This is a genomic window from Clostridium sp., from assembly GCF_021372645.1.
GTDB lineage: Bacteria > Bacillota > Clostridia > Clostridiales > Clostridiaceae > Clostridium.
In genome coordinates this window covers 1-23,808 of sequence record NZ_JAJFUC010000029.1, presented here as the reverse complement: position 1 = coordinate 23,808, position 23,808 = coordinate 1, and the positions used below count along the sequence as shown (strand labels likewise).

The following is a 23,808-nucleotide window of genomic DNA, read 5'->3' as shown; positions in this document are numbered from 1 at the left end:
CGTTTAATTAATGATTAATCATCAATTGATTCTAGTATTGATTTGAATCTTTACGATTTATCTTAATTGAATGCTCTGTTCCATTGCTTTCTTCAATTTTCCAATCTGCAATATCATTTTTTAATTTAACTGTCAGACGACTTCCTCTTCCACCAATATCAGCTCCTAAATACAATGAAATTGCACTTGTAGGACATTCTTTTATACAAGAAGAGCATCCCCAACAATCTTTAGGATATTTTATATGAACTTTTCCATCGTCACTTGCTTTCATAAGACTTCCTGGACATACAGATAAACATTTTTTGCATCCAATACATTTATCTTTGTTAATTGCTATGCTCATATGTTTCACCTCTTCCCACTAAATCTCTATATAAAATTGTAAGTTTTCCATCTACAAACTTTGAATTAACATATTTAAGCCATTCATCGCTTTTCTCTGGATAATCTAAGTTTTCAGCAAAACTATGCCATCTAGTTTCTTTTCTCGCTTTTAAGTGAGCAATTACAGATTTACAAATAGTAAGTCTCTCTTTTAACTCATATATAAACATCAACTCATGCATATCCTCTGCATGAAGACTATCGCTTAATTTCTCAATTTGTTCAATTTTCTCAGTTGCCAGTTCCAGTTGCTTTTCATTAAACTGATAACTGCTTCCAATTCCACCTGCATAGGTATCCATTACTTTTTGCATTGCCTCTTCAAGCTGTTCTACATTGAATATCTGCTTTTCGAAGTTCAATATTTTTTCAATTTCTTCTTTCTTTTTCTTTATGAGTACATATTCTTCACCTTTTAATAAATTAACGTTATTCTTTTCATCATTATTTATTGCTTCTACTGCTGCCTTTGCTGCAATTTCACCTTCTACTAATGCGCCTGTAACATATTTTTGTGGGCATCCACCACCTACATCTCCAGCTGCGAAAAGACCTTTTATTGTTGTTTCTCGTTTAGTATCAACCCAATATCCACTAGCAGTATGTCCACCTACTATGTAAGGTTCTGTTCCTTCAATTTCTACATTTTGCTCACTTGGATTTTTGCCTGATTCCATCCATTTTAAAGTCTGACTAGGTGCCATATTTAAGTATGCTTTTTTAAGCTCCTCATCTTGAGCAGAACTAATACCTTCTGTCCTTAAATAACAAGGACCTCTACCCTCTTGATTTTCCTTTACAGTACCATAAACTCTTTCAGAGGTAGTTAATCCATATTTTGTTTCATATATTTCACCTTTTGAATTTACTTGCTTTGCCCCTACACCTTGTGCAATTGTACCTGTAGGTGCTATAGTATCTTTACATCTTAGGGCAATAAATCTCATTTCAAAAGTAGTCATTTCAGCTCCAGCTTTTATTCCCATAGCATATCCTGCTCCTGTATTAAAAGGAGGATACCACATTTTATGTCTTGAAAAACCTGGATTATTAGATTTATAAAGGCCAGCTGCTCCGCCTGTCGCACATATTACCTTCTTTGCTTTAATTTCATATAGGATTTCTTCCCCAACATTAACTGCAAAAGCTCCAAGTATATGATTATCTTTTACAATATAATCAATAACATTAACTTGATTCATAACTGTAACGTCTGAAAGATTCTTCACTGCATCTGCTAGAATCGGTTTAATATTTTCTCCATTGATTTTTATATTTCTATTTCCTCTAGCTACATATTCACCATTTTCATCTTTTAAAATAACAAGCCCTAAATCCTCTAGCTTTTTTGTTACTTTATTTAAACCTTGTGACATTGTAAGTAGTAAATCTTCTCTTACAATATTATCTGCATCCTTTTTAGCGTAATCTACATAGTCTTCTGGAGTTCTTCCTTTTACTATATATGCATTAATTGCATTTACCCCAGCTGCTAGACAGCCGCTTCTTTTAATATTAGCTTTTTCAAGGATAAGTACTGATGCATTAGAATTTTCTCTTATTGTCATAGCTGCATAGCACCCAGCAGTACCTCCTCCAATAATTAATATATCTGTCTCTAATTGTTTTACTTGAATGTTCTTACTCATAGCATATCTCCTTTTTTTAAGGTCAATATTTACTAAACAAATGCAGAATTCCCGCATTTTTAATCATGCAATTTCTATTTTCATGAAATATATACAATGCATTATATATAGATATTTTTGTAATATAATTTTTAATAAGGCACATGAAAGAAAATAATAGACAAGCATACTGGTCCTTATTTTTTGATTGTGCCTAAAACTTCTAAATAAACACTGATGCTTCCTGTGATTTAATTTTATTCTCAACCACTTTTGCATTTTTATCATTAAATGTATAAACTCTATGAATTAAAACTAAAACTTCCTCGCCTATAGTTAATGATTCTTGCTCTAAATTTCTATATCCTGTTAGTAACTGCTCTCCAATTTGGACATCTACTTCGATATTACTTCCTCTAAAGGCAATAGCTTTTACAATTCCTTTTTCGGCTGCAAGAGGAGTTAATATTTCCTTATCATTTTTTGCAATATCTATAAACTCTGGGCGAACTATAGCTTTTGATTCTTTAGAATTTTCTTCAAAACCTTTAAGTTTTGTATAATCATCTATAAGATTAGATTCTCCAATAAATTGGGCTACAAACGGTGTCTTAGGATTTTTGTAAATTTCAACTGGACTTCCCTTTTGCTCAATTTGTCCTTTATTTGTTATTATTATTTCATCAGCTACTTCTACTGCTTCCTCTTGGTCATGAGTTACAAATATACTTGTAATACCAAGCTTCGATATAGTTTCTCTAAGCCAGCTTCTAAGTTCCTTTCTTACCTTTGCATCTATAGCTGCAAATGGTTCATCTAGTAGTAATAGCTTAGGATTTGGAGCAAGTGCTCTAGCAAAGGCTACTCTCTGCCTTTGTCCTCCAGATAGTTGACCTGGATATCTTTTTTCAAGACCTTTAAGACCAATAAGTTCTATTAATTCAGTAACTTTTTTGTTTATATCTTCTTTTTTAGCTTTTTGTACCACAAGTCCAAAAGCAATATTATCGTAAACTGTCATATGACGGAATAATGCATAGTTTTGAAAAACAAATCCAATTCCTCTTTTTCCTGGTTCTATATCATTAACTTTTATTCCATTAATAACAATGTCACCTTCATCTGGAGTTTCAAGACCAGCTATCATTCTAAGTATTGTAGTTTTACCACTTCCACTAGGTCCAAGTAATCCAATTAATTTTCCTTGCTCTATTCCAAAATTAACATTATCCGATGCTTTAAAATCTTCAAATTTTTTACTTATATTTTTTAATTCCACGTACATATTCTAGCTCTCCTTCTTGCTCTTCCATTCCACAATATTTCTAAGAATCAAAACAATTATTGCAATAATAACTAATATTGAAGCAACTGCTGAGGCCGCTGCAAATTGATATTCGTTATACAAAATTTCAACATGTAATGGAAGGGTATTTGTCTTTCCTCTTATATGTCCAGATACTACAGATACTGCTCCAAATTCACCCATAGCACGTGCAGCACAAAGTATTATTCCATATATAAGGCCCCATTTAATATTAGGAAGTGTTATCTTCCTGAAAATTTGAAACCCACTAGCCCCCATCATAGCTGCCGCCTCTTCTTCATCAGTACCTTGAGCACTCATTAATGGAATTATTTCTCTAGCTACAAAAGGAAAAGTTACAAATATAGTAGCAAGTATAATTCCTGGTATAGCAAAAACAATTTTTATATTAGCTTGATTGGCAAGTCCTTCAAGTACACCCCCACGTCCAAAGGTTAATACAAATATTAATCCAGCAATAACAGGTGAAATTGCAAAAGGTAAGTCGATTAGAGCACCTAATAAATTTTTACCTTTAAACTTAAACTTTGTAATTGTCCAAGCCACACATAAACCAAACAAAGTATTCAGAATTGTTGCGACTATTGTAGCTGTAATTGTAAGATTAATAGCCTTTAGAGTATATCCATCTGAAACAGCCTTAATATATGCATTAAATCCTTTTGATAAAGCCTCTGAGATTATGGATACAAGCGGAATTATTAACATTAATATTAAAAATAATACGCTTATAGTTACCAATGCATATTTTAACAACTTATTTTCTTTCCTGTATGTAACTGCCTTACTCAACTTATTCCTCACCTCATATCTTTTTCAATCTACTGTTTCGTAATTGAATTCCATTTATTACGAAAAGTATTAAAAATGATGCTAATAACATCACTACTGCTATTGCTGTTGCACCAGCATAATTAAATTGTTCAAGTTTTGACATAATTAAAAGTGGTGCTATTTCCGTTTTCATAGGTTTATTCCCTGCTATAAAAACAACACTTCCGTATTCCCCTACTCCTCTAGCAAAGGCAAGTCCAAAACCTGTTAATAAAGGTGCTGATATTTCTGGAAAGATTACTTTGAAAAATGTTCTTATTCTACTAGCTCCAAGCATTATTGCTGCCTCTTCATATTGACTATCCAAATCTTCTAATACAGGTTGAATTGTTCTCACAACAAAAGGTATCCCTATAAAGGTTAATGCCACAACAATTCCAAAAATTGAAAAAGATGATTGAATTCCAAAAGAATAAAGTATTTTTCCTATCCATCCGTTTTCTGAATATAATGTGGTCAAAGATATACCTGCAACTGCTGTTGGCAATGCAAAGGGTAAATCAATTATTCCATCTATAAATCTTTTAAAAGGAAAATTATATCTTACTAAAACCCAAGCTAATATCACACCAAATATACTATTTATTATTGCAGCTATAAATGCTGATCCAAAACTAACCAAATAACCATGCAATACTCTAGGGTCTAATATGGTACTTAAAAATTTATCAATCCCCATTCCTGTCGACTTTATGACTAAAGCAGATAAAGGAATTAAAACGATAAGACTTAAATAAACAAGAGAAACTCCCATTGTTAGCCTAAATCCCGGAATAACTCTTTTCGGTTTGCTCATATATATCCTCCTTAATTAATGAATAGTGAATGATTAAGATTGAAATTCCTAAAGGAATTTCTTCCTTCATCATTCATCATTCATACTTAACTGACATTACTTCTTTGGTGTATAAATTTGATCAAAAGTTCCACCATCTGCAAAATGAGTTGCTTGAGCTTTTGCCCATCCTCCAAATTCACTATCTACTGTAACTAATTTAACTTCTGGGAAAGTAGCTTTATATTTTTCAGCCACTTCTTTATCTCTAGGTCTATAGTAGTTTTGTGCTGCTATTTCTTGACCTTCTTTAGTATATAAATAATCTAAGTAAGCTTGTGCAACTTCCCTAGTACCCTTTTTATCAACAACTTTGTCTACTACAGCAACTGGTGGTTCTGCTAAAATACTTATTGAAGGTACAACAATTTCATATTTATCTTTTCCAAGTTCATTAAGTGATAATATTGCTTCATTTTCCCAAGCTATTAATACATCACCAAGTCCTCTTTCAACAAAACTAGTTGTAGCTCCTCTAGCACCTGAATCTAGTACAGCAACATTTGAAAATAATTTAGACATATAATCCTTTATTGCTGCTTCATTTCCATTGTTTTTTTGTGATGCATAAGCCCATGCTGCTAAGTAATTCCATCTCGCTCCCCCAGAGGTTTTAGGATTTGGCGTTATAATAGAAACATCTTTCTTTATTAAGTCATCCCAATCTTTTATATTCTTAGGATTTCCTTTTCTGACAAGGAAAACAATAGTTGAGGTATAAGGTGAACTATTATCTTTAAATTTACTTTGCCAATCACTATTAAGAAGACCTTCCTTACTTAATGCATCAATATCATAACCTAAAGCAAGAGTTGCAACATCAGCCTCTAATCCTCCTATAATTGCTTGTGATTGCGCACCTGATCCTCCGTGAGATTGATTTATCGTTACATCTTGTCCAGTTTTTTCTTTCCAATACTTTGCAAAACTTTCATTAAACTTTGTATATAATTCTCTCGTAGGATCATAGGATACATTTAAAAGTTCTACAGGTTTATTGCTTGTTGCATCTTCGCCACTATCGCTTTGCTTTCCACAGCCTGCAAAAACCCCTATAATTACTGCAGCTGAAAGCACTAAGCTTAAAATTCTAGTCTTTTTCATAATATATCGCCCCTTTTCTTTTATTAAATATTTTAATTTTTCTTATATGTTTAGTAGGTTTTAATCGTACACTATCTTTAATTAGAAATACTTTTAATTTCTAATTATAAATATGATATTAACATTTAAATTTTACGTAATAAGCTAATCCCTACTATTTTTATAGACTTTATATGAAAATAACTATAAAGTATATCTATGCAATTGTCAATAAAATTGTTAAAACATTTGTAAAAAAAATTCTAAAAGATAGATATTTCAATCTCCATCTTCCCAGATTTTACAATTTGAGTACACTCTACCATTTAGAATCTTACTGTAAAATATTCATAATTCTAAATAACAAACATATATAATTTCCGATTTATCATTTATAAAACTAAGTTTATTTCTTTATGTACTTTGATTCCATTACATACCCTTGCAGAAGAACATCCAGAGCAATTGCAGTCTAGCCATGCTTTCCACTTTTAGCATTAATAATACTAATTTTTTAAATTAATTTTTTAATATCATACTTTTCCCATAAAATTATGATATAATATGTTACAAATAAAAATATCAAACACTAGGAGGAATTATTTTGAGTAATCTAAAACAAAAATTATTAATTGAAATAGGAGAATTCAGAAAAATTGGACATAAATTTTTACAAGAAGAAGTTTCCGTTGCAGAATTTAAAAAAGCTTCTGGTGGCATGGGCGTATATGCTGAACGTAATAAAAAAGATTTTATGATAAGACTTAGAATACCTTCAGGTATAACAAATATGTCTCAAATGAATTGGTTATGTGACATAGCAGAAAAATATGAGTTAGATAAAATACACTTAACTACAAGGGAAGCTGTTCAATATCATAATTTATCAATAGATAACATTTGTAGCATAATGAAAGATGGAATAGAAAATGATGTATATTCTAGGGGTGGTGGCGGAAACTACCCAAGAAATGTTGCTTTATCATCACTTTCTGGAGTTGATAAGCTAGAAGCTTTTGATGTTACTCAATATGCTTTAGCTGTAAATAATCACTTCTTAAGCAAAATAACATCATATAAATTACCTAGAAAACTAAAAGTATCTTTTTCAAGTAGCAGTTCAGACCTTGGGCATTGCAATATTGCTGACTTAGGATTCTTAGCTACCATTAAAGATAATAAAGAATATTTTAAAGTTTATTTAGGTGGTGGTCTTGGACTAAATCCTAAAATTGGTGTTGAATATGATGAACTTATTGAGCCAAGTAAAGTTTTATATCATGTAGAAGCTATAACTAATTTATTTATAGCTGAAGGAGATTATGAAAATAAAAATAAGGCACGTATAAGATACATAGTAGAAAGAATGGGTAAGGATGCATTCATCCAAGCATATAAAGAACATTTAGAAGAAGTTATTAACAAAGAAAATTTAGATTTAATAATTGATTCAGTTGAATACACAAAAGAAGGTAAAAAAATAGACCTTAAACATTTAAGATTATATGAACAAAAGCAAGATGGTTTATATAGCGTATATTTCCATCCAATTGGTGGGCAAATATATATTAAAGAATTAAGAGCAATTTTAGATGGCTTAAAATCTGTTGAAGACCTAGAAATAAGATTAACAATGACAGAAGGAATTTATTTTAGAAATTTAAATGGTGAAGAAGCTGAAAGTCTATTAAAAGCGACACAAAATCTTGGAGGAGAAACTGCTCTTGAACAAAGTGTATCTTGTATTGGGGTTCCAATATGCCAAGTAGGAATTTTGGAAAGTCAAAAAACCTTAAATGAAATAATCAATTATTTTAAAGAGAAGGAATATTCAAAAGATGTGTTGCCGAGAGTTCATATATCAGGCTGCTCAAATTCTTGTGGAGTCCATCAAGTAGCTGGTATTGGCTTTACAGGAAAACGTAAAAAAGTAAATGATACTGTTGAAGATGTCTTTGCACTTCACATTAATGGTTCATTTGAAGATAATAATGCAAAACTTGGAAAAGTTTATGGCGATATACTTGCACGTGAAATTCCTCATTTTCTATATGAGCTAGCGTTACTTTTAGAAACTAAAAATATTGATTTTTATGAGTATGTTGATGCTAATGAAACTGAATTTGCAGAATTAATAGCTAAATATATTAAATAATAATATTAATTAATACACTCATACCTATTATTTATGTATATTATAAAAAAGATGAATAATTAAGCTATAAGTATTCTATCATATATTCTTTATACAAAAATCAAGGACTTAAGAAAAAATACATATATTTTATTTCTTAAGTCCTTGTAATTACTTATTACCAGCCAAGCTATAAGTATCGTTCTGTATTAAAGATAGCTTGTAACTAAAAATTCTATACTTTAAGCCTCTAGAATACCTCCTTTAGTATAGATTCCAAACTTATATACTAACCTTATATACTTTATATAAGTCAAAAAAATCTAATCTGTGCTACTATCAATCTCAGCCGTTATAATATCTTTTTATTCATATTTTGAGGTTGTATTAAATGAAAGTATTTTTCAAATAAAAAATGCTACCCTTGTACAAAATAAAATGTAAAAATAGATATTATTATTAAAATAATTAAATAAAGCATCATAGTTATCAGTTTTATTTCATTCTCTGTAGAAATATTAACATCTTCTATCTTTCTCTTTGATAATGATATATAAATCACTAACCCAATTATAATTAAACCAAGACTCAATAAATGTGAAATTGAGAATGGTCCCCATACCACAGGATTTATTCTAAAGAATTCCACAATACCTCTTATTATTGCAAAAGCAATTAAGTAAATTGCAAACAGTTCACCTTCAAACTTTTTCTTATAACTTCTTCTCCATAGAACTATAAATAATACGTAGTCTAAAATAAACTCATATACTTGTGCCGGATGTAGTATTTGCCCATTATAGTTAATCCCCCATATCATAATACTATTCATAGGCTTACCAAATACATCACACCCTACTCTTCCAATACCTTGAGCTAATGCTATTCCAACAACTGCAATATCTGCAAGCTTAAGAAATGATATTTTGCTTTTAATTGAATACAAATATCCTGCAGCTACAGCTGAGAAAATTCCGCCGTGAATTGAAAGTCCACCTTCATTTATCTTAAATATTTCCCCTGGGTTGCTAAAATAAAATGATGGATTATAAAAAAGAATATAAAATAACCTAGCTCCCAGTACTCCTGATATAACTACTATATTAATTAAATTAAACATTATATCTTCGTTTATTCCTCTTTTTTCTCCTTGCTTAATTGCAAATGCTCCACCTGTAATTGCAGCTATTGCTATCATTAAACCAAAAAAATATATATGTATTGGTCCAAAGCTAAAAAGTTCCTTCATATGTTAACGTCCTTTCTTAAATATAAAATTACTATCAAATTATTTATTGCACTTTTTCTTAGACTTATCATCTTTACTACAACAACATCCTCCTAACATATTTTTTATAACTTTGTGATAAAGAATATGTGCAACGACTAGAATTAATGCAACTGTTATTATAACTTCAATACTCATTATACTTGCCTCCAATTTAATATTTATTTAAATATTATAGTAATAAAATATGTAGAACATATGAAGATTAATTAATATAGACAATTCAATAACGATAAAATCAAAATACCGCAATTAATGCGGTATTTTAAAATATGGCTTTTGTATGCTTAAATTTATTTAACTCTTCTAGCTGTAATGTAATCTGGTCTATCCATTGATGATATTTTTATCACATCACCTGTTCTTGGCGAATGAATATATATATTATTGCCAACGTACATACCCATGTGAGTAGGATCACCATTCTTACCAAAGAATACAAGATCTCCTGGCTGTAGCTCATCTCTTGATATACCGTATCCATCATTTATTTGGTCATAAGTTGTTCTTCCTAGGCTTATCCCAAAATGCGCATATACATATTGAGTAAATCCTGAGCAATCAAACCCTGTTGATGGACTTGTCCCTCCCCAAAGATACGGAGTTCCCAAGAAATTTGATGCATATGCTATTATGTTATTGTTAGAAACTGGCGCTGCAGAAGTTGCTCCTCTTGAAGCCTTAACACTAGGTGCTTCATTTCTTATTTTAGTTACTGCCTTCATAGATGCATTTACTAAAGCTTCAGATTCATCTACCTTTGATGCGTATAGTTTTTCTTGAGTTTTAGCATCTTCAATAAGTTTCTTCTGATCTGCTACGCTACTGTTTAAGTTTGTTAATTTATTTTCATTTTCACTCTTCAGTGCAATTAAATCATTATACTTTACATCAAGGGATGCTTTTTTGCTTTCCACTTCGGCTTTCATATCATTTAAATCGCCTATTACTTTTTTATCCATACCTATTATTTTTCTAATTGCTTCAGCTCTTGTTATTAAATCACTAAAACTTTCTGATTCTAATAATATATTTAGATAACTAGATTGGCCATTTATATACATTGCCCTTACTCTTTGATCCAAAGCATCTTGCTTACTTTTCACTTCTTCTTCAACTTGAGTAATTTGTTTCTTTGTTGTTTGGATATCGTTTTCTGTTCCTGTTATACTCTTTTTATTTTCCTCAATTTTCATCATATAATCTTCAATTTGATTATCTAGCTCTTCAATACTTGCTTCAAGTTCATGCCTTTTGTCTTGCGCTTCCTTTAATGAATTTTTATTTTGCTCCAATTGAGTTTGTGATTGAGATGTTGGTACAGCAAATGCTGAGACTTGAGTAACTATCACTAATGCTGTTGCAAACATAACCGTTTTAATTGTTTTTTTCACTTATATCGCTCCCTTATTTATAGAGTATATTCTCTTTTATTTATAGAGTAATACTTATCCCTCTTTTGTAAAGTTACTCCAATAATACACTAAAATTGTGTAGAAATTATGTAGATTCATATATAGGTATATATTACCAAATAAAAACACATAATTTCTTCATAAAAATAAGTTATAATATCACAAAAATACACAAGGATATAAAATATCATTTAATTGGAGGATTACTAATGATTAAATTTGTAGACGTGACTAAAGCATATGACAATAACACATTGGCTCTTAAAAATGTGAATTTAACTATAAAAAAAGGTGATTTTGCTTTTTTAGTAGGCTCAAGCGGTGCCGGTAAATCAACAATAATAAAAATGCTTTTCAAAGAAATTGATCCGACACATGGCAAGTTAATTTTAAATGATACTGATGTAACCAACCTAAATAAAAATCAAATACCTTTTTACAGAAGAAAGATAGGCGTAATATTTCAAGATTTTAAACTAATTCCAACACTTAATGTATATGAAAATGTAGCTTTTGCATTAAGGGTTATCGGTGCCAGTACTAAAGATATAAAAAAGAAAGTACCTATGGCTTTATCACTAGTTGGATTATCTGATAAATTCAAGTCATTTCCAAGCCAATTATCTGGTGGTGAACAGCAGAGAGTTTCAATTGCTAGAGCTATAATCAATGGTCCTAATATTTTAATTGCCGATGAACCAACAGGAAATCTCGATCCTGAAACTGCAATGGGAATTATGGACACGCTCGATAATGTTAATAAAAACGGTACAACTATACTTATGGCTACTCATGCAAAAGATATCGTTGATTCAATGAGAAAGAGAGTCATTGCTATTGATAATGGAACTATAATACGAGATGAAATTAGGGGGACTTACGATTATGAATGTTAATACTTTCAAATTTTATATTATTGATGCATTAAAGAGTTTAAAAAGAAATAGAACCATTAGTCTAGCATCGGTTATTACAGTAACTGCTACTTTATTTATAATGGGAGTTTTCATACTATTAATGCAAAATATAAATATAGGAATGAGTAATGTTGAATCGCAGGTTCAAATACAAGTATTTTTAAATGATAACATTACTAATAAAGATCAGGAAAACATAGATCAAAAGTTAAGTAATATATCTGGTATCAAAAGTGTTAAATTTGAAAATAAATCGGAAGCTTTAGAAAAGTTTAATAAACAGGTTTCTGAAAATAATAGTTCTCTATTAAATAATTATGATTCTTCCAACAATCCATTACCTAATTCATACATAATAGAGCTAGAAAGTCCTGATATTTATCAACAAGTCATAAGTTCAATGGAAAATATGCCTGGTATAGAATCCATTGGCAATGATCAAGAATTTGCTAATAAAATAATTTCAATATCTAAAAACGTGAAATGGATTGGAATTTCTTTATTCATATTAATGGTGTCAGTTTCTATATTTCTTATTAGCAATACTATAAAATTAACGATTTACTCAAGGCGTAGAGAAATTGGAATAATGAAGTTCGTTGGAGCAACTGATTGGTTTATAAGATGGCCACTTATTATTGAAGGTGCAATTATTGGTTTGTTTGGGGCTGTGTGTTCCAATATTTTAGTATACTATTTTTATAAATTAATTTTTATAAAGATAAACGAAAATTTACTTTTAATAAACTTATTATCACCATCTTATATTACCCAAACCCTTCAATGGCAGTTTATATTAATCGGTATTTTAATTGGAAGTGTGGGAAGCTCATGGTCTTTAATTAAATTTTTAAAAGTATAAATCACAAAAGGTATTAAAAAGTGTATTGAAAGCTAATTATTTTAGAATTCAATACACTTTTCTATATATTGAGAACTATGATTTATATAAATCACTTGCTCAATTTATTTAAATTATATTTATTTCCACCACAATATTAATTACCTGTAGCTTATTCCATTTGGCTCTCCTTCTACTTTTGTAGTTTTGATAACCTTATCTGTACTATTGTCAATAACACTTACAGTTCCATCATACATATTAGTAACATAAACATATTTATTATCAGGGCTGACTACTACTCCGTGAGCTCCTTTTCCAGTTTCTATTGTTGCAACCACTTTCTTAGTTGACATATCTATCTTTGAAACAGTATTTGATGGTGCATCCTCTGTTCCTTGATTTGCTACAAATGCATATTTATCATCAGGTTCAATGTAAACTTGAGCAGGCCCTTTTCCCACAGCTACCTTCTCAACTTTATCTGTAGATAAATCAATTATGGCAAGGGCATTTTCACCATTTACAGTAGCAACCAAAGTTTTCCCATCACTTGTTATTCCTGTTGTAACAGGTGTTTTACCTACTTTAATTTTTCTAACTTCTTTATTTTTGTTTATATCAACAACGCTTATAGTATCTTCACCCATATTTGCTACATAAGCAAATTTACTGTCTTTTGAAATACGAAACCCATGAGGACCTTTGCCTACTGCGATAGTACCATTTACATTATAAGTTTTCGCATCAATTACTGATACATTATTATCTTCATTATTAGTCACAAGTACATATTTTCCATCCTCTGTAAATACTATATGAGCTGGATGTTTACCTACTTCAACTTTTTTAATAAGTTTTCCTGTATCTGTATCATAAAACACTGCAAAACCATTCATGTTCATATTCAGATTTTTATCTTTAGATTGATTTTCAGTCATTTTTGCTGCTAATGTATAGGCAACCACTTTTCCATCAGGTGAAATCTGAACATTATGTGGTGAACCATCAGCTTCCTTAATTGTATCCATAACTTCATTAGTCGTAGCATCTACTTTAGAAACACTGCCACTTTCATTAGCAGTATAATAGAAATGTGTTTTTTCCCCTGTATTACTTTGAGCCTGATTTTGGCTGTGGGCTTGATCTGCAGATTTATTGACTTTTATAGTATTACCACAACTAGTTAGCAATATTATTAGTATTGCAAAAGCTGTTATAGCCTTTATATATTTACTTCTCATTATTTTTATCCTTTCTCCTATGTTATAAAATAACAATTATTATATTTAACAATTTATAAAATCATTCTTTTATATAAATACAATATATATTTTTTTCTAATACAATAAAAATATACTTTGCATTATAAATTAGCTAAATAAAAATATAAAGGGTATACAATTATTAAACTGCATACCCTTTATATTTTTTATAAATCCAATTATTTATATTTTAAATTTTTGTACTAAAGAATTAAGTTCCTCAGATAATTGAGTTTGTCTTTGTGCTGAACTCGCAACCTCTTGAGTTGCAATAGTTGTCTCATCTACACTATTTAGTATTCCTTCTGAGCTTTCTGCTGATTGCTGAGCAGTAGTAGATACTGTTTCTATAGCAACACTAGTTTGTTCTATAGAATGAAGTATTTGGGTTGTACCATTTGCAATTTCTTTTGACATAGTTTTTATAAATACTGCATCTTCTTCATATTTAAAAGCAGTTTCTAAAAATAGCTCATAATCTGGATTTACATTATTATCAATATGGGCCAATATCTCTTGAGTGTTATTCGAAAGATTTTTGAAAGCATTATTCACCTGAGTGATAACTTCTTGTATACTTGAAACATTCTCTGCTGACTGTTCTGCAAGCTTGCGTATCTCATCTGCTACTACCGAAAAACCTTTCCCCATTTCACCAGCTCTTGCTGATTCAATAGCTGCATTTAATGCTAAAAGGTTTGTTTGAGATGCTATATTGGCTATAGAATCAGCCATAACTTTAATTTTTTCAACAACTTTTCCTTCTTCTATTGCTCTCAATATATTTTCTTGCTTCTCTTTATACATTTTCTTAGAAATATCTATTGATTTTAACCCTTTATCTTTTATTTCTGTGGCACGTACCTGAATCTCATTAGAAGCTTTATCACAATCCTTTGCCTTATTTGATAATTCAATAGAATTTGAAGTTATTTCTTCAATTGATGCATTTACTTCTTGTGATTTTGCACTTAATTCTTCTGTACCAGCTGATATTTCCTTTGTAGCTTTATTAATATTATTCATTTTTGTAGATATATCTTCTATAGTGCTATAAATTTCTTCACTTGATTCTTTTATACTGCTAGAATTCGAAATTATTGCTGATATAAGATTTCTAGTATTTTCAGTTGCTTTATTTAACGCATTTGATATTTTTCCTATTTCATCTTTTGAATAAAAATCTATTCTCTGAGTTAAATCACCACTACCTAGAGCATTCGCAAATATTAAAACCTTATTTATTTGTTTTGATATTAATGTTGAAATTAAAACTCCAAGTAATATTGCAAATACGAAACCAAATATAACTATACCAAGCATTAAATTAAATGAATTCTTAAATATTAAATTATTAGCATTATTTGCATTTTCAGCTTCTTTTACATTTGACTCAATTATTTTATTAATACTATCAAAAGTTTTATCTCTAGTCTCAGTTACCATTTGAAAAGCCACTTGTGCTTCATCGTATTTATTTGCATTTATCAAATCCATAAAATCTTTACGTGCCATCATATATTTTTCGTGAAGCTTCATAAAATTTGTTAATAATTCCTCTTCTTCGCCAGTTTCACCTGCATTTTTAAATTCTTCAGAAATCATCATATCTTCATTGGTTAACTTTTCTATTTCATTTTCAATTTCCTGCTTTTTTGCCTCATCTTTTGATGTTAAAAGCGCTAGTAAATCTGAATGTATCTGTAAAAAGTTTGCTTTTAACTCTTCAACTGTTTTTAAATGTATTAAATTATCCTCATACATAGAAGTTGAATTTGCATTTATTTTTTTTATTTCTGATATCCCTCTAAATCCAATGATCCCCATAAGAAATGAAATTAATAAGAAGCAAAATATAAGCTTTTGTGCAAGTTTTAAATTATTAAATATTTTCATAATATGTCCCTCCCCAATTTATAGTTATCTCCTAATAGAATAAGCATATCATTTTGTTTTCGAAAACTATTCTTAAAATACTAACTTTTAACAATTCAAATAATAACATTTTTTTATGAAGATTTTATGAAGATTATTCCAATTTGTAACACTATATTAAATTCCTTATAACTTAATTTTACGATGTTGTAATATAATAAATTTTACACTATGTAAATTTATCTTTTTTAATTGAATAATAGATTTTATTAATCAACAAAAAAGAAAGCTAAAAATTTAATAGCTTCCTTTTTGTGAGATTGCAATTATCCAATTTAATTCTATTTTTCTGTAGAAATTAATTTCTGACTCTTTCCTTTGCTTTAATGATTAAAATGATTAAATTACTTTTCCTATTCTACTAGGCTACTTCATTATTCGTTCCTTTGAATAATAGATAAATTGCATATATTCCCGCTATACCAACTATGCCACAAACTACTCGATCGAACCAAGACATTGTTACAGGTGCAGAACCAAAGGCAAGCCCTATGAAATCAGCTCCCAAAAAACCTATTATTCCTAATCTTATAGCAGCTGCAATAACTAATACCCATGTTATTGTTCTCATTTTTATTCACTTCCTTTTACTAAATATATTTTATTATGTTTAAATTTAATAAAATATAATAATTTAAATATTTTAAATACTTCATCTATTATTTGTAAATAGATAAATATTATACAAATTAAATTAATACAAAATACTAAAATTATAGTATTAAAGATCCTTAATCTGAAGTTAATTCATATTAGACTCCTTAATACTTTTAATTCAGTAAAAAATTCAGCATCCCATGTTTCCCCTGATGCTACATGTATATTGCTCTTTTTTCATTCTATTTCGTGGATCTATTATATTTCCATCAGCAGCCGATATTATGAACTGATGTTTATGAATATGATGAGCCTTTTCCATAGCATTTGCTAGTCTTATCTTTATATTTTCACCATGTTTCACTACTAAAGGAGTGGTAAAAGGAAAAGCTCTTCCATTCATTGTAAAGAAATTAAAGTCATGTGAATGAGGATCTATTTCATATTTACCAGTTTTAACTACTCCCATTGGTAATTCTTCTACTTTAAACTCTTTGAGCATGATAATATAATATCTTCTAATACTATATTTTTGCGCACATTCTGAAGAATATATATGGTAATATGATTTAGAATATATAACATAAACTCTATTAATAAATTTATCTAATTTATCTCTAAATAAAGATATAGTCTGTGTAAACATCACTTGATTATTTATCATATCATCTTCATGAAGTTTACACAGACTATTTTTATTTTACACTCTTTCCTTCTAATGTATTAGAATTATAATATTTTTTGTTCCTTAAGCTTCTTCAATTTCTAAAACATCATATCCTGCATCTTCAATAGCTGCTTTAATTGCTTCATCAGAAACATCTCCAACTTCAGCAATGGCATTTCCTTCTTCTAGATTTACTTTTATATCACCTGCTCCAACCTCCTCAAGAGCTTCAGCAACATGGCTTACACAATGCCCACAACTCATACCTTCAATTACTATTTTCTTTTTCATTTTCATTTCTCCTCTCAAATTACATTATTAGCTTTAAGGCTTTATTTAATCCTTTTAAGCATTTTTTATTATAATAAATCCTTTAAACTAAAGGTTTAAAAGTCTTTAGCCTAAGAGCATTTAATAATACAGACACAGAACTTAAACTCATAGCAAGTGCTGCAATCATTGGGTTTAATAATGGACCACCAAAAGCATATAATATTCCCATAGCTACTGGTATTCCTAGAGTATTATATCCAAAAGCCCAAAATAAATTTTGTTTTATATTTCCTATAGTTTTCTTACTTAATTGAATTGCTGTAGGAACATCCATTAAGTCACTTCTCATTAAAACTATATCAGCAGATTCAATGGCTACATCTGTACCTGAACCAATTGCAATTCCCATATCTGCCTGAGCCAATGCTGGAGCATCATTTATTCCATCTCCAACCATTGCAACAACTTTGCCTTTATCTTGAAGACTTTTTACTTCCTTCGCTTTATCATTTGGTAGAACTTCAGAAATAACTACATCTATTCCTACTTCCTTAGCAATGGCATCCGCAGTTCTTTTATTATCGCCAGTTAACATTGCAACTTCTATACCCATTGAATGCAATTTTTCAATTGCTTTTTTGCTGCTTTCCTTAACAGTATCAGCTACCGCAATTATGCATTCCAACTTGTTATTAATAACAATATACATTGGTGTCTTTCCTTCAGATGCTAATCTATTTGATTCATCTTCTAGAAATTCGAGACTTATTTCTTTATCAATCAATAATCTTCTATTACCTAATAAAATATTCTTATCATCAATATTAACTTCTATACCTTTTCCTAAAATAGCTTTAAAATTCTTTGTTGGTTTAAATTCAATTTTTCTTTCTTCAGCAGATTTTACAATCGCCTCTCCTAATGGATGCTCTGATCCTTTTTCTCCGCTGGCAGCAATTTGAAGTAATTCATTTTTTGATAAATTTATTGATATTATATCTGTTACCTTAGGTTTCCCTTCAGTAATAGTTCCTGTTTTATCAAATACAATTGTTTTAACCTTGTGAGCAGTTTCTAGAGCTTCACCACTTTTGATAAGTACACCATTTTCTGCACCTTTACCTGTTCCAACCATAATTGCTGTTGGCGTAGCTAAACCTAAAGCACAAGGACATGCAATAACTAAAACAGCAATGAAGATAGTTAACGAAAATGTAGGTGATTGACCAAGAACATACCAAGTAATTGAAGCTATTAATGCTAAACTCATAACCACAGGAACAAAATAACCAGAAATTATGTCAGCCATCTTAGCTATAGGTGCTTTTGATCCTTGAGCTTCCTCAACTAACTTAATAATTTGAGCTAATGCAGTATCTTTTCCAACTTTTTTAGCAACATATTTTATAGATCCATTTTTATTTATGCTTGCACCAATAACTTTTGAACCTATAGCCTTTTCAACTGGTATACTTTCACCAGTAAGCATTGATTCATCTATAGAAGTCATCCCTTCTATAACTTCACCATCAACAGGAAGTTTTTCACCTGGTTTAACAAAAATTATATCTCCTACCTCAACATCATCTATTGGAATTATCATTTCCTTGCCATCTTTAATAACAGTAGCTGTTTTTGGAACAAGCCCCATTAGCTTTTTGATAGCTTCTGATGTTTTACCTTTAGTTACTGATTCTAAATACTTACCTAATGTTATTAATGTTAAAATTGTAGCTGCTGATTCAAAATACAAATCATATACATAATTTAAATTTCCAATAAGAATCTGATATATTGCAAAAATCCCATATAAAAATGCTGCTGATGATCCGATTGAAATCAATGAATCCATATTGGGACTTCTCATAATTAAGGATTTAAATCCCACTTGGAAAAATCTCTTTCCTGCCAGCATTACTGGAACAACTAAAATAACTTGAATTATTCCATAATTAATTGGATTTATCATTGGATCTATAAACTCTGGTAACATATAACCTAACATATGCCCCATTGTAATAACTAATAATGGTACTGTAAATATAACTGAAACTAGAAATCTTCTCCATAGATTCTTGATTTCTTTTTCTTTTCTTTCTTTATCCTTATCAACTGTTGCTTCAACTTCACTAGTAGCATTGTATCCAGCTTTATCCACTGCCTTTTTTATTTCTGATATTGTTACTATAGAAGGTTCAAAAGAAACAGAAAGCTTTTCTGTTGCTAGATTAACATTAGCTTCAACTATTCCATTTAATTTTTTCACAGCTCTTTCAACTGCCTTTGAGCATGCAGCACAAGTCATTCCCTCTATCCTTAAAGTAGCATTTGTAGCTTCATTTATCGCTTTATATCCTGCTTTTTCTATTGCAGCTTTTATTTTTTCTAAATCAGACTTTCCTTCATCAAAAGTTATACTTAATTTTTCCGTAGCTATATTTACATTTGCATCAGTAACACCATCTAATTTTTTAGCTGCCCTTTCAACAGCTTTAGCACATGCTGCACAAGTCATTCCTTCTATTTTAAGTATTTTATTAGCCACTATACAAAACCCCTTTCTAAAAAATATTATTTATTAATTAGGCAAATTCCTAATGTGTTATTTATTTTATGACTATATATTAACTCTTTTTTATGAAGAAAATATGAAGATGAATTTATAAAATCTAACTAATTGCTTTTATGCTTACTTTCATTTAGAAACTTAATAATTTATTAAATAGTAAAAAGTACTACTTTAAATTAAGCAGTACTCTTTACTAAATTTCTTTAATCCTACTACATATTAGTCATTTTCCTACATTCATCTGCACATGCATAACATTCTGTAGCGCAATTTCTACAATGATCATCCTTAAACATATCACATTCTGCAGCACATTTATTACATATATCAGCGCACAATTTACAATGTTCTTTCATAAATTTACCTTCCATTGACATAAGTGAAGCTGACATCTGGCACATTTGTGCACATTCAATAATCAAACTTATACAGTTCTTTCTTGCATTAACATCTGGTTCATTTAAGCATGCTTTAAAGCATTCATAACATGCTTGTGCACATTTATTACATTCATCGATACATGTTTGATGTTTATTTTGGGTCATCATAGCCATACTCGTTATATTGTCCTCCTAAAAATAATCTAGATATTTTTAATATCCTTGATTATTATTTGTAAGTAGACAATTATTATACTAGTAGCAAATATAACAGTAATTCGTTAATTTTCCATTTCTTTTATTTTTATAAAAAAACACTTACATAAACTGTTATTCTATTTTGTTTTGGCTTTCATTCACTTCTTTCTTTCCACTACAGCAATTTTCATGCTTACTATCCTTAAACATCATCCCCATCATAAGTACCATCATTATAGGACATATGAAAGGTGCTATTCCCCCTATTGCTGCTTTAAATCCTGTTCCAATATTTACAAAAGAAAGAGCTCCAACAATTATAAAAGGTAATCCGCAGCAAAGTACCATCATTAACATATGCTTAATTGGATTGTGTTTTTTATTTTCTCCATTTTTATTATTTCCATGACAATTCATAATAATTTCCTCCTCATATTTTTATTATAGCGAATGTTCCAACTTAACGACTTTCCCACTTAAAATTGATCTATTTACAATGTCTTTAATATCTTCTCTTGATATCTCTTTACCCTTATAGATTACTTTAATTTTTTTTTAGATTCTAGATTAACATCAACTCCTACTAACTCCTGAAGGGAGCTTAACGTTTTTACAACATTCATTAGACATCCATGACAAAGCATACTTTCTTGTTTAAAACTTAAACTATAGCTTTTCATCATTATCGCCTCCTTGTAAATACATTATAAATAAATGTTATGAAGATAATATGAAGATAGGAATCAATTTTAATTATTATTTAAAATTTTAATTATCCAGATAATTAAAACTGACTACATAAATTATATACATAACTTTCACAATAAAAAGTTGATATCTATTTATATAGTAGACACCAACTTTTTCATAACGAACTTTATCCATTTATTAATTTTTTACGAATATCCTCTAAGTTCACTGTTTTTAATGAATCAGTAACTTCAAGACCAACTGCTGCTACATTATCTTTAATAATAACATAAGTTCCAGCTTTATCTATCTTAAATTCAACATTAACTATACCTTTTTTCCCTGTAAATGAACTTACCTTCTCGCCACTATCCGAATTTACTAAAGTAAATTCACCATTCGAATTATCAAAATCATTAAGATCAATAGATAGGTTAGTTTTTATTCCTTTTTCCAGCACTACTACAAGTGGCTCAAACTCATAGCCAGTTCCTTTTATATTTAATCTTTGAGTGCTTCCTGAAATATTAGCCTTTTTAACTAATCTATCAGTAGAAACTTTACTTAAATCATTACCATATATGCTTGGCGTTTGTGGTGCAGTATTTGCTGCTCCACCACCACCTGTACAGCAGCTCATTCCACTGCTTGGAGCTGGAATTGATGAATCTGCCTTTGATGTATCTACAGAATCAAGATTATCTGTAACTTTAATTACTCCTCTTATCATTCCCATCCAACAACTAAAATTTATATCTTCATCTTTTGGTGTAAATTCTATTATATTTTCACCAGACTTTAAAGTTTTTTGTATGTTAAGTGATGGTACTACTACTTCATTATTACAAGAATTAATTTGACTTCCTGTGATAATCCACTTAACAGGTATACCTTTTTGCACATAAAAAGCATTAGGAGTATAGCCATTATTATCTGCAGTCATCTTAATTACTTGAACTCCATTTTCAATAGTTGCCTTAGCTATATTGGTTTGAGATGCCTGAGCTCCATTTCCTGAAATGCTTTGTGTTAATGTATCAACACCTGGAACTCCAACACCTGCTAGGGCAAGACCTCTATTCCCCATTATTATTCCAAGTATTATTACTAAAATCCCACTAAACTTTAGAAGTTGTTTCGTATAACCTTTACTTAAAAAACCTGATATTGCTCCAAATACTAACATTAAAGGAACTGTTCCTAATGAAAACAATAACATTGATATAGCTCCAGCTGCTGCACTACCTGTGCCTAACGCGTATAGCTGCATTGTTTGTAATGGTCCACAAGGCATCAATCCATTTAGCATTCCAACCAAGAAAGAAGCTTTAGGTTTATTTTTTATTTTACATGATGACCATGGTAATTTAATATTGAACTTTCTAAATAAAGAGAAACCAGCCATATTTAATCCCATTATCACCATAAATACTCCAGCAAATATTTGAAGTCCAGCTTTTACATTAAGTGATAATGATAATACAGAACCTAGAGCCCCTACAATACCACCTATGATAGTATATGAAGTTACTCTTCCAGCATTATATAAAATTGAAGGCATTAGAGTCTTTAATCTATTCTGCTTTTCATTTACAATGCTGTTTTTAGATAAACTTTGTGTAAGCATTATTCCACCACACATACCAACACAATGGATAGATGTAAGCATACCAACAACAAATAACACCACGTAAGATGCATTATTTAACTTAGCACTCATATCAAAACCTGATGTAGAATTACCTAGTAATAAAATAGCTGCAACTACAACAAAAAAGCCTGCAAATTTAATGTTATTTGAACTTTTTGTACTATAACCAGTTTTATTAATAGCTTCCTTTAATTGTTCCCTAGCGCATAATTTACTGTCATATTCAACAGTAACTTGCTGTGCACTATAGCTTGCCATTGCATTTACAACTCCGTCAACTTTCTTTAATGCTTTTTCCACTCTGTTTTCACAAGAAGTACATGTCATGTCATATACTTTAATAATCTCTCTCTTAATGCTCATATTGCCCTCCACCGAATTATTTTACTTTATTCCAGTAACAAACTTTAATTATAATCAATCTATACATATATTAATTATAATAAAAAGTTATGAAGATTTTATGAGGATTGCATATAATTTTTTTGCTAAATTTGTAATTACATAGCACATAGTTATAAAAATATATTAATTATTTTTACTTAAATATGCAGTAAATGTAGTTCCTTTATTTTCCCTGCTCTCTACATCTATTGTTGCAGAATGCAACGACAATATTTTCTTTACGAGAGTAAGCCCTATTCCGTTACCCTCAATTTTATGCCGGCTTTTATCTCCACGATACATTCTTTCAAAAACATAAGGCAAATCCTCTTTTTTTATTCCAACACCATTATCCTTAATTTCAACAACCACAGAATCTGCATTGCTACTTAAATTCACCAATACAGTTCCATGTATCTTGCCAAACTTAATTCCATTTGAAATAAGATTTATAAATACTTGTTTCAATTTATCATAATCGCCTAATACAATAAAATTTTTATCTTTTTC

23 protein-coding genes are annotated in these 23,808 nt (G+C 29.8%); 3 read left to right on the top strand and 20 right to left on the bottom strand.

Going from position 1 to position 23,808, the window contains the following annotated elements; translation table 11 throughout:
- Nucleotides 1–31: 31 nt before the first annotated feature.
- The 6 genes from LLF98_RS04585 to LLF98_RS04560 all read right to left on the bottom strand — a co-directional run bounded on the left by LLF98_RS04585 (nt 32) and on the right by LLF98_RS04560 (nt 6,115).
- The gene (locus tag LLF98_RS04585) at nt 32–346 is read right to left on the bottom strand and encodes a ferredoxin family protein (RefSeq protein ID WP_291701320.1); all 315 of its coding nucleotides are present in this window, start codon (nt 344–346) and stop codon (nt 32–34) included.
- Nucleotides 330–2,036: an adenylyl-sulfate reductase subunit alpha gene (locus LLF98_RS04580; protein ID WP_291701317.1), complete on the bottom strand. Its 1,707-nt coding sequence runs from the start codon at nt 2,034–2,036 to the stop codon at nt 330–332. The genes LLF98_RS04585 and LLF98_RS04580 overlap by 17 nt, the downstream gene beginning before the upstream one ends.
- A 202-nt stretch (nt 2,037–2,238) precedes the next feature.
- The gene (gene cysA, locus LLF98_RS04575; RefSeq protein WP_291701315.1) at nt 2,239–3,300 is read right to left on the bottom strand and encodes a sulfate ABC transporter ATP-binding protein; all 1,062 of its coding nucleotides are present in this window, start codon (nt 3,298–3,300) and stop codon (nt 2,239–2,241) included.
- 3 nt (nt 3,301–3,303) lie between these two features.
- Nucleotides 3,304–4,134, bottom strand: coding sequence for a sulfate ABC transporter permease subunit CysW (cysW, locus tag LLF98_RS04570; RefSeq protein ID WP_291701313.1), 831 nt, complete (start codon nt 4,132–4,134; stop codon nt 3,304–3,306).
- Nucleotides 4,135–4,147: 13 nt separating this feature from the next.
- Entirely contained in the window at nt 4,148–4,972 is an 825-nt protein-coding gene (cysT, locus tag LLF98_RS04565; RefSeq protein WP_291701312.1) for a sulfate ABC transporter permease subunit CysT, read from the bottom strand.
- Nucleotides 4,973–5,068: 96 nt separating this feature from the next.
- On the bottom strand, nt 5,069–6,115 hold the full coding sequence (locus tag LLF98_RS04560; RefSeq protein WP_291701310.1) for a sulfate ABC transporter substrate-binding protein: 1,047 nt from the start codon (nt 6,113–6,115) through the stop codon (nt 5,069–5,071).
- A gap of 583 nt (nt 6,116–6,698) precedes the next feature.
- On the opposite strand from LLF98_RS04560, the gene LLF98_RS04555 reads away from it, so the two are divergent.
- Nucleotides 6,699–8,249 (top strand): nitrite/sulfite reductase, encoded by a 1,551-nt coding sequence (locus tag LLF98_RS04555; protein ID WP_291701308.1) that lies wholly within the window; start codon nt 6,699–6,701, stop codon nt 8,247–8,249.
- Nucleotides 8,250–8,646: 397 nt separating this feature from the next.
- Here the strand turns inward: LLF98_RS04555 and lgt are convergent, their stop codons facing one another.
- From lgt to LLF98_RS04540, 3 genes are all read right to left on the bottom strand, one after another.
- Complete coding sequence (gene lgt / locus LLF98_RS04550; RefSeq protein WP_291701305.1) at nt 8,647–9,477, bottom strand: prolipoprotein diacylglyceryl transferase; 831 nt, start codon at nt 9,475–9,477, stop codon at nt 8,647–8,649.
- 39 nt (nt 9,478–9,516) lie between these two features.
- A complete protein-coding gene (locus LLF98_RS04545) occupies nt 9,517–9,654 on the bottom strand; it encodes a hypothetical protein (protein ID WP_291701303.1) in 138 nt (45 codons plus the stop codon).
- A gap of 155 nt (nt 9,655–9,809) precedes the next feature.
- Nucleotides 9,810–10,910 (bottom strand): C40 family peptidase, encoded by a 1,101-nt coding sequence (locus LLF98_RS04540; RefSeq protein WP_291701301.1) that lies wholly within the window; start codon nt 10,908–10,910, stop codon nt 9,810–9,812.
- 230 nt (nt 10,911–11,140) lie between these two features.
- On the opposite strand from LLF98_RS04540, the gene ftsE reads away from it, so the two are divergent.
- Nucleotides 11,141–11,827 (top strand): cell division ATP-binding protein FtsE, encoded by a 687-nt coding sequence (gene ftsE / locus LLF98_RS04535; RefSeq protein WP_291701299.1) that lies wholly within the window; start codon nt 11,141–11,143, stop codon nt 11,825–11,827.
- Nucleotides 11,817–12,710, top strand: a complete 894-nt coding sequence (gene ftsX, locus LLF98_RS04530) for a permease-like cell division protein FtsX (RefSeq protein ID WP_291701296.1) — start codon at nt 11,817–11,819, stop codon at nt 12,708–12,710. Before ftsE ends, ftsX begins: the two co-directional genes overlap by 11 nt.
- A gap of 140 nt (nt 12,711–12,850) precedes the next feature.
- Here the strand turns inward: ftsX and LLF98_RS04525 are convergent, their stop codons facing one another.
- From LLF98_RS04525 to LLF98_RS04475, 11 genes are all read right to left on the bottom strand, one after another.
- Nucleotides 12,851–13,933 (bottom strand): YncE family protein, encoded by a 1,083-nt coding sequence (locus tag LLF98_RS04525; RefSeq protein ID WP_291701294.1) that lies wholly within the window; start codon nt 13,931–13,933, stop codon nt 12,851–12,853.
- 204 nt (nt 13,934–14,137) lie between these two features.
- On the bottom strand, nt 14,138–15,850 hold the full coding sequence (locus tag LLF98_RS04520) for a methyl-accepting chemotaxis protein (RefSeq protein WP_291701292.1): 1,713 nt from the start codon (nt 15,848–15,850) through the stop codon (nt 14,138–14,140).
- Between the two features lie 400 nt (nt 15,851–16,250).
- The gene (locus tag LLF98_RS04515; protein WP_291701290.1) at nt 16,251–16,460 is read right to left on the bottom strand and encodes a DUF378 domain-containing protein; all 210 of its coding nucleotides are present in this window, start codon (nt 16,458–16,460) and stop codon (nt 16,251–16,253) included.
- A gap of 216 nt (nt 16,461–16,676) precedes the next feature.
- The gene (locus LLF98_RS04510; RefSeq protein ID WP_291701288.1) at nt 16,677–17,150 is read right to left on the bottom strand and encodes a hypothetical protein; all 474 of its coding nucleotides are present in this window, start codon (nt 17,148–17,150) and stop codon (nt 16,677–16,679) included.
- Between the two features lie 84 nt (nt 17,151–17,234).
- Nucleotides 17,235–17,444: a cation transporter gene (locus tag LLF98_RS04505; protein WP_291701286.1), complete on the bottom strand. Its 210-nt coding sequence runs from the start codon at nt 17,442–17,444 to the stop codon at nt 17,235–17,237.
- Nucleotides 17,445–17,526: 82 nt separating this feature from the next.
- Complete coding sequence (locus tag LLF98_RS04500; protein ID WP_291701284.1) at nt 17,527–19,971, bottom strand: heavy metal translocating P-type ATPase; 2,445 nt, start codon at nt 19,969–19,971, stop codon at nt 17,527–17,529.
- 236 nt (nt 19,972–20,207) lie between these two features.
- Nucleotides 20,208–20,549: a four-helix bundle copper-binding protein gene (locus tag LLF98_RS04495; protein ID WP_291701282.1), complete on the bottom strand. Its 342-nt coding sequence runs from the start codon at nt 20,547–20,549 to the stop codon at nt 20,208–20,210.
- Nucleotides 20,550–20,705: 156 nt separating this feature from the next.
- On the bottom strand, nt 20,706–20,990 hold the full coding sequence (locus tag LLF98_RS04490; protein ID WP_291701280.1) for a hypothetical protein: 285 nt from the start codon (nt 20,988–20,990) through the stop codon (nt 20,706–20,708).
- Nucleotides 20,991–21,112: 122 nt separating this feature from the next.
- Complete coding sequence (locus tag LLF98_RS04485) at nt 21,113–21,256, bottom strand: hypothetical protein (protein WP_291701278.1); 144 nt, start codon at nt 21,254–21,256, stop codon at nt 21,113–21,115.
- A gap of 194 nt (nt 21,257–21,450) precedes the next feature.
- Nucleotides 21,451–23,277, bottom strand: a complete 1,827-nt coding sequence (locus LLF98_RS04480; protein WP_291701276.1) for a sulfite exporter TauE/SafE family protein — start codon at nt 23,275–23,277, stop codon at nt 21,451–21,453.
- A gap of 165 nt (nt 23,278–23,442) precedes the next feature.
- On the bottom strand, nt 23,443–23,808 hold a 366-nt coding region (locus LLF98_RS04475), incomplete at its 5' end, for an ATP-binding protein (RefSeq protein WP_291701274.1).